The organism is Vibrio sp. 10N.222.55.C7 (genome assembly GCF_041473335.1).
GTDB classification, from domain to species: domain Bacteria; phylum Pseudomonadota; class Gammaproteobacteria; order Enterobacterales; family Vibrionaceae; genus Vibrio; species Vibrio crassostreae_C.
On record NZ_JBFRSC010000014.1, the window covers coordinates 63,933 to 78,619 of the forward strand.

A 14,687-nucleotide genomic window follows, 5' to 3' on the forward strand; every position below is an offset into this window, starting at 1 on the left:
ATATTCGTGCAATTAGCGTCGCCAGAAGGCTGGGAAGAATAGAACGATCAGCGTCAGTATCTCAAGCCTTCCCATCAACATACCAAGGCTTAATAACCACTTAGCAGCGTCTGGTAGGGGAGCAAAGTTCCCGGTTGGACCGATAACGCTACCCATACCCGGGCCAACGTTAGCTACCGCAGTAATAGCGCCCGAGATACTGGTGATTGGGTCTAAACCCATCGCACTTAAGCCGCCAGCGATTAAGATGATCGTAATAAAGAACATCAAACCAAACGCCACCAACGAACGCACGATGTCGTCGCTGACAGGGCGTTGGTTATAGCGTTGAACAAATACGCCTGATGGGTGAATCAGCTTCATCATCTGTTTGTGAAGCATAGTCATCGCTATCTGGAAGCGGAAGATTTTGATACCACCAGAAGTTGAACCTGAACAAGCCCCTGCCATCATCAGAAATGCAAACAGTGTCGTTGGTAGTGCGCCCCAGGCTGTGAAGTCTTCCAAGCCAAAGCCTGTAGTTGTTACAACCGACACGATGTTGAACATTGAGACACGCATCGCATCCATGACTGTGTAGCCATCTCTAACCACCAACCATGTCGATATCACGGCACTGGTGACCAAGAATAGATAGGTGAAACCTCTCACTTGCGCGTCTTTGTAGAGGATTGAGAGTTTTCTACCACGCAGTGCGCTAACAAACAGTAGGAACGGCAGACCACCAAGGAACATGAACAGGGTTCCTACCCAGTGAGCACTGTTAGAGAAGTGGTTCATTGAGCCATCTGATGTTGAGTAACCACCCGTAGACAGTGTTGTGAAGGCATGATTGATTGCGTCAAAGATACCCATGCCTGCAAACAGGTAGCTAATGATGCACAACCCAGTCAGAACCAGATAAACCGCCACGATGTTCTTGGCGACCGTTTTCGCTCGTGGGCTGCTTTTATCTGACCAATCGGATGATTCGGTTTGGAACAGGCGCATACCACCGACGTTGAGCATTGGCAGAACCGCTACCGCCATAACGATGAAGCCGATGCCACCTAACCATTGCAGTATAGAACGCCACAACAGAATACTTGGAGCCATGCTGTCTAAGCCGCTTAATACGGTTGAGCCTGTCGTGGTGATACCAGACATGGTTTCAAAATAGGCGTCAATGAAGCTGATGTGGTTGATGAAGACAAACGGCAGTGCAGCAAAGGCACTGGCTATCGTCCATACCAGAGAGGTGATCAGGAACATGTCCCGTACCCCAAGTCGGAACTTAGCTGAACGGCCTAAGCTCAAGCAGATGAACGCCACAATGTGCGTGATCACTACCGACTGACCAAACTCGAGGAAGCCACCGGTGCCTGTGAAAAAGGCAACCAATGTAGGGATGTACATGAAAAGGGCGAGTTTTGATAACACTAACCCTATCACTAATAATATCGGACGAAAGTTGACCATAGCTTAATAGACCATAGCTTTAATTGATTACAGCTTTGTGCCGGAGCGCCGTTCTCACAAAAGAAAGTTGCGAGAAGAAGCTCACGAGAACAAGGCTATAAGAAGAACGGGCTCGGTTGGAATAGAGACTCAACATCAGGTACGTATTTCTTGTCCACTAGGAACATCACTACGTGGTCATCTTGTTCGATTACGGTTCTATCGTGCGCGATAAGTACTTCTTCTCCGCGAACAATCGCACCAATAGTGGTGCCCGGTGGTAGCTTGATGTCGCCAATCGCTCGGCCAACCACTTTCGATGTGGTTTCGTCACCGTGAGCAATGGCTTCGATCGCCTCTGCAGCGCCGCGACGTAGAGATGATACGTTAACAATATCAGCACGACGAACGTGAGTAAGCAGCGCAGAAATGGTCGCTTGCTGTGGAGAGATAGCAATATCAATCACGCCACCCTGAACAAGGTCTACGTAAGCACCACGCTGAATCAGTACCATTACCTTCTTGGCACCCATTCGCTTCGCCAGCATTGCTGACATGATGTTGGTTTCATCTTCATTGGTTAGGGCAATGAACACGTCCACTTGATCGATGTTCTCTTCGGTTAGCAGCTCTTGGTCTGCCGCATCGCCACAGAAGACGATGGTGTTTTCTAATTCTTCAGACAGCTTTTCGGCACGAGTGTAGCTGCGCTCGATAAGCTTGATGCTGTAGCTCTGCTCAAGGCGTTTTGCCAAGCTTGCACCAATGTTACCACCACCGACAATCATGATGCGGCGGTACGGTTTCTCTAGGCGTTGTAGCTCACTCATTACTGAGCGGATATGGTTACTCGCTGCCACAAAGAAAACCTCATCATCGGCTTCAATGATGGTGGTGCCTTGTGGGCGAATAGGGCGACCTTGACGGAAAATAGCGGCAACACGGGTATCAATGTGCGGCATGTGCTCACGCAAAGCAGACAGTGCGTTACCCACCAGTGGACCACCGTAGTAGGCTTTTACTGCTACTAGGCTAACCTTCTGTTCAGCAAAGCTCACAACCTGCAGTGCGCCTGGGTATTGAATCAGGCGCTCGATGTAGCTGGTCACTAGTTCTTCGGGTGCGATCAGGTGATCGACTGGGATGGCACCTGATTTGAATAGCGCTTCTTTCTCTTCTAGGTATTGAGGAGAACGAATACGAGCAATTCGGTTCGGCGTATTGAAAAGAGAGAAAGCAACCTGACACGCAGCCATGTTGGTTTCATCCATGTTAGTTACGGCAACTAACATGTCGGCATCTTGCGCACCCGCTTCACGTAGTGTGTTTGGGTGGCTGGCATAACCGTTTACAACCCTAAGGTCGTACTTATCCTGAAGTTCACGAAGTCGGTCAGCATTACGGTCGACAATGGTGATGTCGTTGTTTTCACCAACCAGGTTTTCAGCAAGGGTACCGCCAACTTGTCCAGCACCTAGGATAATGATCTTCATAGCCTTTCTCTTTTCTTTACCGTGGTAATTCTAGTTATCTAACTTTGTTTTGATAATGCACTAGAAAGAAACAGCGGCTAAGAAATAAATTCTTAGCCGCTGTTAGTTGTTATGCCTGTTTTACTAGAACTGCGTAGTAGAAGCCATCCATATCTTCTTCTCCAGGTAGTATTTGACGACCCGGATTTTCGATATCAGACCCAACCAGCGTTGCGTTTTCAGTACGTGCTAGGAATGCTTTCACTTGCAGCACGTTTTCTTGCGGCGTGATAGAACATGTCGCATAAACCATGGTGCCGCCTTCTTTCAGCTGACGCCACATTGCATCCATAATCTCGCTTTGCAGTTCAGCCAGCGCATCAATGTCAGACGCACGACGTAGCCACTTGATGTCAGGGTGACGGCGAATAACGCCAGTCGCTGAACAAGGTGCATCAAGCAGAATACGGTCGAACTTATCACCCATCCACCACTCTTCAGGGTAGCGAGCATCACCACAAATTACGTCGGCACGCAGTTGCAGGCGCTCAAGGTTATCGTAAACGCGGTCTAGACGTTTGATGTCGCAGTCAATCGCAACCACTTCAGTATCTTGAGTGTGCTCAAGAATGTGTGCCGTTTTACCACCTGGTGCAGCACAACAATCTAAGATCAGCTCACCATCTTTTGGTGTTAGGTAATCAACCGAAAGCTGAGCGGCAGCGTCTTGCACTGATACCCAACCTCTGTCGAAGCCAGGAAGCAAAGTAACATCACAAGGTGCAGCTAATTTTATGGCATCAGCAGCTTCAGGGTGCAATGTGTATTCAATGTTTTCGTTTTTAAGCAGTTCAACATACTCGTCACGAGTGTGGTGTTGGCGGTTAACGCGCAGCCACATTGGTGCCTTGCTGTTGTTTGCTTCAACCAGTTGCTCCCATTGATCTGGGTAGCTCTCTTGAAGCATTTTTAGAATCCAGCTTGGGTGGCCGTATTTGCCTGCATTGTGGCTAACGGCTTTCTCGTCTAGTTCTTCTTGGTCACGTAGGTAGCTACGTAGTACAGCGTTGATCAAACCACTCAGGCTTGGACCACGCAGTGTTTTAGTACCCTCAACCGTTTCAGCAACCGCAGCATGCGAAGGGATACGCATAAAGCTTAGTTGGTAAATGCCCACCAAGATTAGGTGGTGGAATACACGCTTTTTACCTTTAAGCGGGTTTTCCATCAGTTCGTTAGCGATTGACTCTAAACGAGGCAGGTAACGAAGTGCGCCGTAGCAAATCTCTTGCAGTAGAGCATGGTCTCGCGGACGGATCGTTTTTTGAGCCGCAGGGAGAGCGTGTGAAAGAGAGTGGCCTTTATCGACAACTTGGAATAGGACATTTGCAGCAGCAGCGCGAACATTCATGAGGGGTACCGAATATTTATTTGAATACATGAGGGCATCTCTGCCCTCGTAAAGGTTTTCTTAGCTGCGTAATTAGCAGCTTTAAAAGCGGATTAAGAAAGCTGTGTACCAACTTCAAACCAGCTTGCACGTGAGTTCAAGATATCCTGAACTGACATGGCTTTTTTACCTGGAACTTGCAGCTGTTCAAGAACAAGTACGCCTTGTCCTGTCGCTACATAGATACCAGTTTTATCCGCTTGCAGAATGGTACCTGCAGGCTTATCAGAAGTTTGCTCTGCCACACGGCTTTGCCATACTTTAATGCTGTTCTCAGCGGCTTCAAAGTGGCTCATTGGCCATGGGTTGAAGGCACGAACGCAGCGCTCAATATGAGCTGCTTCATCACTCCAGTTGATACGCGCTTCTTCTTTACTTAGCTTCTTCGCGTAGTTAGCAAGCTCATCGTCTTGCTTCTCTGCAACCGCTTTGCCAGAAGCGATGTCCGCTAGACATTCAACAAGCGCGTCAGGGCCAAGGCCCGCTAACTTCTCGTACATTGATGCGCTGGTATCTGTCGCTTCGATAGGCAGCGTCGCGATACTTAGCATGTCGCCAGTATCTAGGCCGATATCCATCTGCATGATCGTCACGCCTGTCTCTTTATCACCTGCCCAAATAGAGCGTTGAATCGGAGCAGCACCACGCCAGCGCGGTAGGATAGAGCCATGTACGTTGATACAACCTAAGCGAGGTGTATCTAATACAACTTGCGGAAGCAATAAGCCGTAAGCGACAACAACCATGATGTCAGCGTTCAATTCAGCTAGCTCTTGCTTAGCCTCATCTGACTTGAAGTTTTCTGGTTGGTAAACCGGAATATTGTTTTCAAGTGCGATGTTTTTTACTGGGCTCGCAGTGAGTTTTTTACCGCGGCCTGCTGGGCGATCTGGCTGTGTGTAAACAGCAACAACTTCATGCTCCGAAGACAACAACGCCGCCAAGTGACGGGCGGCGAAATCCGGAGTACCTGCAAAGACAATTCTTAAAGACTGACTCAAGGTAGGCTTCCTTCTAATTTAGTAATAGCAGCGGTTATTAACCTTGTTTCTCGTTGAAACGTTTAATCTTCGCTAGCTTATCTTGGATACGTTTACGCTTTAGTGGCGATAGGTAATCAACAAACAACTTGCCTTCTAGGTGGTCAAGTTCGTGCTGAACACAGATAGCCAGAAGGTCGTCAGCGTCGAATGTGAATTCGTTGCCGTCACGGTCTAGTGCTTTAACCGTTACTTCTGCAGCGCGAGGTACTAGAGCTCGAGCGCCTGGTACAGATAGGCAGCCTTCTTCGATTCCATCTTCGCCGCGCTTCTCAGTAATTTCAGGGTTGATAAGCACCATTGGCTCATCACGTGTTTCTGAAATATCGATAACAACGATGCGTTGATGGAAATCTACTTGCGTTGCCGCAAGGCCGATACCTTCTTCGTCGTACATGGTTTCAATCATGTCATCAACGAACTTTTGAATCTCTGGGGTAACTTCTTTTACCGGTTTCGCCACGGTACGTAGACGATCATCTGGTAATGTTAATACTTGTAATACAGACATATACACTCGAAATATTGAACTGTGCCGAAACAGCTTAAACCTTGTTGGCTCAATTCTAGACATTTTAGAGGTCAAATGACAGCATCCTGAAGGTAATTCTCAAATCAGATGTCATATATTCAGACCAAGGAACCTAGGTCATGCGTCATTTTTCCCCCGCTTTATCTCTTATTTGTGCCTCGCTTTCGTTCGCCGCTATGGCTGAAAATAGTGAGCAACCTTTAACCATTAAACAAGGCGCACCCGAGGCGTATGTGGTGGTTAAGGGCGATACCTTATGGGATATCTCCGCGATGTATCTCGATAGCCCTTGGCTGTGGCCAAGGTTATGGCAGGTAAACCCTGAAATAGAAAACCCTCACCTTATTTACCCTGGAGATAAATTGTCTCTGGTTTGGATTAATGGTGAGCCGGTATTGAGTCTTAAACCGGTTATCAAGCTGAGCCCTAAGATTCGTGTCTCGGAGAAGAAAGCGGTGCCAACCGTCAATGAAGGATTGGTTCTTCCTTACCTGCAATCTGATCGCTTGGTTGAACTGCAAGATATTCAATCGGCTCAACGAGTGTTAGGAACGAGTGATGGGAAGAGATTCTTATCGGGTGAAGACCGGTTGTTTATCTCGGGCAACCAACAACATCAAAAGTGGGGTATTTACCGCGCCGTTGAAACCTACCAGCGACAGCAACCTCAAGCGAGTATGACCTCGTTGCGTTTGGTCGCCACGGCACGCTTAAAAGAAGTGGACGCTGAGTTCAGTAGCTTACAGATAGAGACTCAACTGCAAGAGGTACTGCTTAACGATCTTGTGCTACCAGAACTTGGTGTTGATCAGGTGAAGCTCTCTACCACGTTTTATCCTGCACCTAGTGCTGCGGGTCAGTTTGCCAATATATTGGGTTCATTAGATGGCAGCCAATACAGCGCGAAGAATCAGGTGGTAGTGATCAACAAAGGTTCACAGGATAACCTTCGCCAAGGTTCTATGTTTACCCTCAGCGAAAGCGGTGCGGTGGTGTTTGGTAAGCAAGGTGAATACAGTTATAAAGAGTCTGCGGCGAGCGATAAGGTGCAATTGCCAAGTACCTCGCTGGGTAGCTTGATGGTCATTCGTCCTTATGAGTATTTTAGCCTCGCGTTGATCACTCAGAGCTCTAAGCCCGTTAGCAAGGGCATTCTGGCAGTATCGCCTTTGGATCTTGCTTTGACAGAAGAGGTTAAGGGCACCGAGTGAATGAGCAACAACTGAGTGCTTGGCTAACTCTAAGTTTTGTTCCTCAATTGGGTGGCAAACGCCTTTCTCGCCTGCTGAGTATCGATTCCCCTTCGAACATTGTTGGCTACTCAAGCCAGCAGCTGCAAGTGATGGGTTTATCAGGCAAACAAATTTCTTATCTAAGAGAGCAAGCCCCAAGAGAAGTGGAGGCTTGCTTATCATGGCAAGCAAAACAGCCTAACCATCACATCATTACCCCTAATTGCCCACATTATCCCAAACTGCTTAATGAGATTGCCTCTGCGCCCAGTGTTCTTTTCGTTAAAGGTCACGTTGAAAAACTGATCGAGCCTCAAATCGCGATGGTCGGCAGCCGCAATGCCAGTATTGAAGGACTGCAGACCGCCAAGTCCTTCGCCAAAGAGTTTGTCCAAAACGGTTTAATTGTCACCAGTGGCTTAGCTTTAGGTATCGATGGCTATGCTCATGATGGTGCTCTAGATAAAAGAGGGGAAACTTTTGCAGTGTTGGGGTCTGGCTTGGACTCCATTTATCCTGCCCGCCACCGAAATCTAGCTGAGAGGATCTGTGAGAACGGAGCGCTGATTTCAGAGTTTCGACCGAGTGCTAAACCAAGACCTGAACATTTCCCCCGTCGTAACCGTATTATAAGTGGCTTGTCGTTAGGAACCTTGGTGGTGGAAGCGGCTGAGAAGAGTGGCTCTTTAATTACCGCTCGCTATGCCATGGAGCAAGGTCGAGAAGTGTTTGCGCTGCCCGGTTCTATTCATAGCCCAACCAGTCGCGGAGGTAACAGTCTCATCAAAGCTGGAGCATGTTTAGTGCAAAATGCTCAAGATGTTCTGATTGAAATAAAGAGTCTGTTAAACTGGTCTATAGATCAGCAGCCGAGCTTATTCGAACCTACGCCGAATGAGGGTGAAAATGAACAATTGCCATTTCCACAGCTGTTAGCTAACGTAGGATTAGAGGCGACACCCGTTGATATTTTGGCACAGAGAACCCATATACCTGTGCATGAAGTCATGATGCAGCTTTTAGAGCTTGAGCTCTCAGGGCATGTTGTTGCAGTTTCCGGTGGCTATATTCGAAAGGGGAGAGGCTAAGCTATGATGATGGACATACTGATGTACTTGTTTGAAACCTACATCCATAGCGATTCTGAATTGCAGGTGGATCAAGACGAACTTGAAGATGAACTTCTTCGAGCGGGGTTTCACCAAGATGATATTTATAAGGCTCTCCATTGGTTAGAAGACCTTGCTGCACTGCAAGATACCGATAACCAAGCGGCGATTACTATGTGCTCTAATACCTCGATGCGTGTTTACACAAGTAAAGAGATATCACGTATTAATATGGAGTGTCGTGGTTTCTTGTTGTTCCTTGAGCAGATCAACGTCCTCACGACAGAGATTCGTGAAATGGTGATTGATCGTGTCATGGGGTTAGAGACCAATGAATTTGAGTTGGATGATCTGAAGTGGATTATCTTAATGGTACTGTTCAATGTACCGGGTAATGAAAGTGCTTACACGCAAATGGAAGAGCTGTTGTACACCAAAGAGCAAGGTATCTTGCATTAATACAGGCTTATCATGAGTAGTAAGATTGATAATCAGCTTTTTTCAGCACATGAACATGCGTTAGAGCATGAACCATGTCCACAGTGTGGTGGGGAGCTTCAGCTTCGCCATGGTAAGCACGGCCCATTTTTAGGCTGTAAGCAGTATCCGAGCTGTGATTACATCAAGCCTCTTCATCAAAATGATGGTCATGTGGTGAAAGAGCTGGGCGTTCCGTGTCCTAAATGCCAAAACGAATTGGTATTAAGGCAAGGTCGCTTTGGGATGTTCATTGGCTGTAGCAGTTATCCAGAGTGTAATCACATCGAATCTTTGGACCAACCGAAAGAACAACCTGAAGAGCAGCCACTTGTTGCCTGCCCTGAGTGTGGTCGAGGCCACTTGGTTGAGCGTAAATCTCGCTATGGCAAAACCTTCTATGCGTGTGATAACTACCCTAAGTGTAAGTTCGCCGTTAATCAGCCACCTGTTATAGGTCGTTGTGAACAGTGCCAGTTCCCGTTGTTACTTGAGAAGAAAACAGCCAGTGGTACCAAGAAGCAATGCGCTGATCGCAAGTGTCACCACATTCAATCTCAATAACTCGATATTATAGACACAAAAAAACGGCGCTCACTGAGCGCCGTTTTTGTATCCAATAAACCTTTTATATCAATAAGCCAATGTAGGCTTACTTCATCTGCTCAGCAAACTCATGCACAGCAGGGTAGGCTTGCTTATCAAGAATCTCAGCCAATGAGCACAAAGCTCTTTGTAATTCTGCGTTGTAGTCAGCGCTCACGTTAATGTGACCCATCTTGCGACCTGCACGCTTTTCTTTGCCATACCAATGAACATGACAACCACCTTGAGCAAGAATAGCCTCAGGAAGAGTATCTTCGCCAAGAATGTTGATCATTGCGGTTGGACGAATCAGTTTAGTGCTACCTAGTGGCATGCCACACACTGCACGTAGGTGGTTTTCAAACTGACAAGTCTCTGCGCCTTGTTGCGTCCAGTGGCCCGAGTTATGAACACGTGGTGCAATCTCATTAACAAGCAGTGAACCTTGAACATCAAAGAACTCAAGTGCTAGCACGCCAACGTAATCTAAACGCTCAGCAATGGCAGTGAACATGGCTTTAGCTTGCTCTTGCAGTTCAATGTCATCAATCGCTGTCGATAAGCTCAACACGCCGTCGGTGTGAACATTCTCAGCCAGTGGATACACTTGAACCTCGCCATTGGTATCACGAGCACCAACCAGTGATACTTCGCGGTCAAACGGAACAAACTCTTCAGCCACAATCGCTTGGTTGTCGGTCGCGGTAATGCACTCAGCCATTTCTGCCCAAGTCGCGTCAACATTGTCTAATGTCTTTAAGCGCCATTGGCCCTTGCCGTCGTAGCCGCCAAGTGTGCTCTTCAACACCATTGGTAAGCCAACGTGAGCAATTGCAGCGTCAAAGTCTTCGCGAGAGTTAACCACGTAGTACTTAGCATTCTTCACGTTCGCTTCGTCTAACAGGGCTTTTTCAAGACGACGGTCACCGCCAGCTTTGATTGCTTCTGTTGTCGGTAAGAACTTACCGCTGCGCTCACACACCTCAAGTACATCGTGAGGAATATGTTCGAATTCAGCAGTAATGACGTCCGCACGCTCAATCGCATTTTCTAAGCCGTTACCTAGAATCGCTTGCGTTAATGGGTGAACAATATTTTTGCTGCCAACATCAAAAGCAGAAATTTCAATATTCAGCGGTGCCCCAGCTAGGGACATCATGCGAGCAAGTTGGCCCGCGCCTAACACAAGAACATGCATGGAAATTAGTCCTCTGCAGGGTTTGGATTAGCCAAAACCGTTTCTGTTTGCTCAGAACGGAATGCTTCTACTTTTGCCATTACTTCTTCATTGTGTGTACCAATGATTTGAGCCGCTAGGATGCCTGCATTGGCAGCGCCAGCTTCACCGATAGCCAAAGTACCTACCGCGATACCTTTTGGCATCTGCACGATAGAAAGCAGAGAGTCCATGCCTTTCAGTGCTTTAGACTGAACTGGAACACCCAGAACTGGTACGCTTGTGAAAGCAGCAGCCATGCCCGGAAGGTGCGCTGCACCGCCAGCACCAGCAATAATTACTTTAATACCGCGCTCTTTCGCACTGGTTGCGTAGTCTGCAAGCAACTGAGGTGTGCGGTGAGCAGAAACCACTTTTGTTTCGTACGCCACGCCAAACTGATCCAACATTTCTGCAGCTAGCTTCATTGTTGGCCAATCAGATTTAGAACCCATGATAATACCGACAGTCATCTCAAACTCCTTCAGGTACGATTTAATTAGTGATTAGATATTTTGCGCGCATTATACGGGTAAAATTACTTAAGGAAAACGTTTGCGTCAGTCTAAGTTGTTAATTGATACATTTTATAAACAAATAGCTTTAGTCACAGTGAATGATAATTTGTACACTTAGCGAGTTCGATAACTGACTTAATGAGGCAACTCGTGGATAACTTTCAACATACATTGCAGGCATTACAACAAGGTGAAGTCATTGCTTACCCGACCGAAGGCGTTTTTGGGGTTGGTTGTGATCCTGATAATCCACATGCCATCAAGAAATTACTCGAGTTAAAACAGCGTCCAGTTGAAAAGGGCTTGATCTTGATTGCTGCAAGTTACGAGCAGCTGCTTCCTTATATTGATGAAAGCCAGTTGACGGAAGAACAGTTGGTAACAGTGAAAGCGACATGGCCAGGTCCGGTCACTTGGATTATGCCAACCAGCAGCAAAGTTACTGACTGGGTCAGCGGCCAGTTTGATTCCATCGCGGTACGAGTGACGGATCACCCTTTGGTTCAAAGAATGTGTAATGAGTTCGGCAAGCCGTTAACCTCTACCAGTGCCAACCTGACTGGCGAGCCGCCTTGTATGACGACTGAAGAAGTTCAACAGCAACTGGGTCAACACTTAGTCGCGATTCTAGAAGGCCAAACGGGTGGCCGTGAGAAGCCAAGCGAAATTAGAGATGCAAAAACGTCGAAAATATTAAGACAGGGTTAAACCCTGCAAAGGAAGTAAGATGTCAGCAATTGATAAAGAAGCAGTAAAGCAGTTTTTACTGAGCCTACAAGATTCGATTTGCCAGCAGCTTGAGCAAGCTGATGGTGTAGCGTTGTTTGAAGAAGATGCATGGGAGCGAGAACCTGGCGATCGTCTAGGTGGCGGTGGTCGTACTCGCGTGATGACCAATGGTGCTTTATTTGAACAGGGTGGAGTTAACTTCTCTCACGTCGCTGGTAAAGCAATGCCTGCCTCTGCAACCGCTCACCGTCCTGAGTTAGCCGGACGTAAGTTTGAGGCGATGGGGGTTTCATTAGTTATCCACCCTAAAAACCCATATATCCCAACCTCACACGCGAACGTTCGATTCTTCATTGCGGAAAAAGAAGGGGAAGACCCGATTTGGTGGTTTGGTGGTGGTTTTGACTTAACGCCATTTTATCCTGTCGATGAAGATTGCCAATCTTGGCATCAAACTGCTAAAGATCTTTGTGCGCCGTTTGGTGATGATGTTTATCAAGAACACAAAGAGTGGTGTGATAAGTACTTCTATCTTCCTCACCGAGACGAAACACGTGGTGTTGGTGGTCTGTTCTTTGATGACTTAAATGAGTGGGGTTTCGATAAGAGCTTTGCTTATATGCAGGCTGTCGGTGAAGGTTTTGCTGCGGCGTACTTACCTATTGTCGAGCGTCGCAAAGATACACCTTATGGCGAACGTGAGCGTGACTTCCAACTATACCGTCGTGGCCGCTATGTTGAATTCAACCTAGTTTACGACCGTGGTACCTTATTTGGCCTGCAAAGCGGTGGGCGCACAGAGTCTATATTGATGTCGATGCCGCCGTTGGCTCGTTGGGAATATCGCTATGAACCGCAAGCGGGCTCACCAGAAGCTCTGCTTTATAGTGACTACCTCAAACCTCGAGTTTGGTAGTTCTTCCTTCCTTATAGGGATAGTGATAGGGTCATCTATATAGATGACCCTTTTTATTATTTCTGTTAGGTAAGGATATGACACAGCAAGTAGATCGTTATGCCGTTTTCGGTAATCCTATTGGGCAAAGCAAATCGCCATTCATTCACACATTATTTGCTCGCCAAACCAGCCAACAACTTACCTATACAGCATTACAGCCAGAGCACGGTCAATTTATCACTGCTGCCAAAACCTTTTTCAGCGAAGGTGGTCGAGGGTGCAATGTCACAGCGCCTTTTAAAGAAGATGCCTATCAGTTAGCCAATCGCCTAACTGAGAGAGCTGAACTAGCTGGTGCCGTAAATACCCTTAAGAAGTTAGATGATGGAGAGATCATTGGTGATAACACCGATGGTGAGGGCTTAGTTCAAGACCTGCTTCAACATCAAGTCACGCTAAAAGGAGCACGTGTTCTTCTTCTTGGCGCTGGTGGTGCTGCGAGAGGAGTGATTCAACCTCTTCTCGACCAAAAGCCACAACAGCTGGTGGTCGCTAATCGAACCAGCTCCAAGGCTGAACTTCTGGCTGAGATGTTTTCGTCGCATGGCAACATCAAGGGGATGGGGCTAAGTGATGTTAATGAAGGCTTTGATGTCATTATTAACTCTACCTCATCTGGTCTAAGCGGGCAGCTTCCTGAAGTGTCTGAGGTGATTTTCAATTCTACTAGCGCCGTTTATGACATGGTTTATGGATCTGGAACGACGGTATTCAATCAATGGGCATTAGATAATGGTGTTCATGCTGCTTATGATGGTTTGGGTATGCTAGTGGGGCAGGCAGCAGAAAGCTTTATGCTTTGGCGTGGTCTTCGTCCGGGAACAAAACAGATTTTAAGAGAATTACGTAAAAATCTAGAGATGTAATGGGGTGTTTATAAAAAATGAATCAATCAATTCTATTTCCTGATATCCAAGATTGGGATGAAGAGAGCCGAACAATCACGTTCCCAGCACAACAGTCGGGCGCATTGATTGAATGTGTCATGTCTATTGAGGAATTATCACGATTGGCAGGTAAAGATATAGAAGAAGGCGATCAAGCTTTAGTTATCTTTTCAGAGTTACGTTTCGATATTGAAGAGCTAGCGGAAGAGTTAATAGAAGAAGAGGAGTATGACTCCTCTAATCGGATTCAGATCAAAGCGCTTTAGACTGAAATTACAGAGTCTAGATAGTCATTTTTATTCTGAACGTAGTTGTCTGCAGACTTCTGTAGAAAGGCACGCTCTTTATCATTTAATGGGCGAGCTTGTTTTACTGGGCTTCCTACATAGAGGTAACCGCTTTCAAGTACCTTGTTTGGTGGCACTAAGCTACCAGCACCAATCATCACTTCTTTTTGGATAATCACGCCATCCAACACGATCGCTCCCATACCAACAAGTACACGATCCTCAATAGTGCAGCCATGCAGCATTACTTTATGCCCGATAGTGACATCATTACCTATTAAGAGAGGATAACCGTCAGGGTTTTCAGCATTCTTATGGGTGACGTGCAAGACACTACCATCTTGGATATTCGTTCTCTCTCCAATATGAATGTGGTTCACATCCCCTCGAGCTGCAACCAAAGGCCACACGCTAGAGTCGTTACCGATTTTGATATCACCAACCAGTACTGAACTGGTATCTATATAGACACCTTGCCCAATCTGAGGGGATATTCCTTTATAACTGCGTATTGAACTCATAAATCCTCCTTTATATAGGCACCTTAAGCCCTTAATTAAGAGGAATACTAGTGAAAATGGGGTGTTTTGAACAAAAAACGCTCGAACAATCAAAAAAGTAAGAAAAACTTCAAAAAGGGCTTGCCAGTGTGATCGAAATCTCTATAATGCCACCTCGCTGACACGGGATGGCTTCGTAAGAAACCAAAACGAATCAGCAGGTCAAATTAGCCAAGCTAAGCGCTTGAAAAAAGTTTT

Annotated in this window: 16 protein-coding genes; 8 read left to right on the forward strand and 8 right to left on the reverse strand. The window is 46.8% G+C overall.

All coding sequences use genetic code 11. The annotated features are described in order from the left end of the window. Positions 1-12: 12 nt before the first annotated feature. The 5 genes from AB4482_RS04620 to def form a co-directional block, all read right to left on the reverse strand. Complete coding sequence (locus AB4482_RS04620) at positions 13-1,458, reverse strand: TrkH family potassium uptake protein (RefSeq protein ID WP_372180596.1); 1,446 nt, start codon at positions 1,456-1,458, stop codon at positions 13-15. 95 nt (positions 1,459-1,553) lie between these two features. Next, positions 1,554-2,930: a Trk system potassium transporter TrkA gene (gene trkA, locus AB4482_RS04625; protein WP_004735766.1), complete on the reverse strand. Its 1,377-nt coding sequence runs from the start codon at positions 2,928-2,930 to the stop codon at positions 1,554-1,556. A gap of 109 nt (positions 2,931-3,039) precedes the next feature. Next, entirely contained in the window at positions 3,040-4,320 is a 1,281-nt protein-coding gene (gene rsmB / locus AB4482_RS04630; RefSeq protein ID WP_017058774.1) for a 16S rRNA (cytosine(967)-C(5))-methyltransferase RsmB, read from the reverse strand. Between the two features lie 92 nt (positions 4,321-4,412). Beyond that, positions 4,413-5,360, reverse strand: a complete 948-nt coding sequence (fmt, locus tag AB4482_RS04635) for a methionyl-tRNA formyltransferase (protein WP_017058773.1) — start codon at positions 5,358-5,360, stop codon at positions 4,413-4,415. Positions 5,361-5,397: 37 nt separating this feature from the next. Continuing rightward, complete coding sequence (def, locus tag AB4482_RS04640) at positions 5,398-5,910, reverse strand: peptide deformylase (protein WP_017058772.1); 513 nt, start codon at positions 5,908-5,910, stop codon at positions 5,398-5,400. Between the two features lie 140 nt (positions 5,911-6,050). Between def and AB4482_RS04645 the strand changes: the two genes are divergently transcribed. The 4 genes from AB4482_RS04645 to AB4482_RS04660 are packed head-to-tail and all read left to right on the forward strand — an operon-like array spanning position 6,051 to position 9,313. Beyond that, entirely contained in the window at positions 6,051-7,142 is a 1,092-nt protein-coding gene (locus AB4482_RS04645; protein ID WP_372128550.1) for a LysM peptidoglycan-binding domain-containing protein, read from the forward strand. Further along, complete coding sequence (gene dprA, locus AB4482_RS04650) at positions 7,139-8,251, forward strand: DNA-processing protein DprA (RefSeq protein ID WP_017071760.1); 1,113 nt, start codon at positions 7,139-7,141, stop codon at positions 8,249-8,251. The genes AB4482_RS04645 and dprA overlap by 4 nt, the downstream gene beginning before the upstream one ends. 3 nt (positions 8,252-8,254) lie before the next feature. After that, on the forward strand, positions 8,255-8,731 hold the full coding sequence (locus AB4482_RS04655; RefSeq protein WP_029235095.1) for a DUF494 family protein: 477 nt from the start codon (positions 8,255-8,257) through the stop codon (positions 8,729-8,731). 12 nt (positions 8,732-8,743) lie between these two features. Continuing rightward, on the forward strand, positions 8,744-9,313 hold the full coding sequence (locus tag AB4482_RS04660; protein WP_017063003.1) for a type I DNA topoisomerase: 570 nt from the start codon (positions 8,744-8,746) through the stop codon (positions 9,311-9,313). Between the two features lie 88 nt (positions 9,314-9,401). Here the strand turns inward: AB4482_RS04660 and AB4482_RS04665 are convergent, their stop codons facing one another. Next, complete coding sequence (locus tag AB4482_RS04665) at positions 9,402-10,532, reverse strand: 5-(carboxyamino)imidazole ribonucleotide synthase (protein ID WP_102321074.1); 1,131 nt, start codon at positions 10,530-10,532, stop codon at positions 9,402-9,404. Positions 10,533-10,537: 5 nt separating this feature from the next. Then, a complete protein-coding gene (gene purE, locus AB4482_RS04670) occupies positions 10,538-11,023 on the reverse strand; it encodes a 5-(carboxyamino)imidazole ribonucleotide mutase (RefSeq protein ID WP_004735777.1) in 486 nt (161 codons plus the stop codon). A 195-nt stretch (positions 11,024-11,218) separates the two neighbouring features. Between purE and AB4482_RS04675 the strand changes: the two genes are divergently transcribed. From AB4482_RS04675 to AB4482_RS04690, 4 genes are all read left to right on the forward strand, one after another. Next, complete coding sequence (locus AB4482_RS04675; protein ID WP_017058767.1) at positions 11,219-11,776, forward strand: L-threonylcarbamoyladenylate synthase; 558 nt, start codon at positions 11,219-11,221, stop codon at positions 11,774-11,776. Positions 11,777-11,795: 19 nt separating this feature from the next. Beyond that, complete coding sequence (hemF, locus tag AB4482_RS04680) at positions 11,796-12,713, forward strand: oxygen-dependent coproporphyrinogen oxidase (protein WP_017069580.1); 918 nt, start codon at positions 11,796-11,798, stop codon at positions 12,711-12,713. Between the two features lie 77 nt (positions 12,714-12,790). Continuing rightward, positions 12,791-13,621 carry a shikimate dehydrogenase gene (aroE, locus tag AB4482_RS04685; RefSeq protein WP_017067739.1) on the forward strand — a complete coding sequence of 277 codons (831 nt, stop codon included), beginning with the start codon at positions 12,791-12,793 and terminating at the stop codon, positions 13,619-13,621. Between the two features lie 17 nt (positions 13,622-13,638). Further along, a complete protein-coding gene (locus tag AB4482_RS04690; protein ID WP_017058764.1) occupies positions 13,639-13,908 on the forward strand; it encodes a DUF1488 domain-containing protein in 270 nt (89 codons plus the stop codon). On the opposite strand, the gene AB4482_RS04695 is transcribed toward AB4482_RS04690, so the two are convergent. Beyond that, the gene (locus tag AB4482_RS04695; RefSeq protein WP_017058763.1) at positions 13,905-14,450 is read right to left on the reverse strand and encodes a gamma carbonic anhydrase family protein; all 546 of its coding nucleotides are present in this window, start codon (positions 14,448-14,450) and stop codon (positions 13,905-13,907) included. The genes AB4482_RS04690 and AB4482_RS04695 overlap by 4 nt on opposite strands. Between the last annotated feature and the right edge of the window lie 237 nt (positions 14,451-14,687).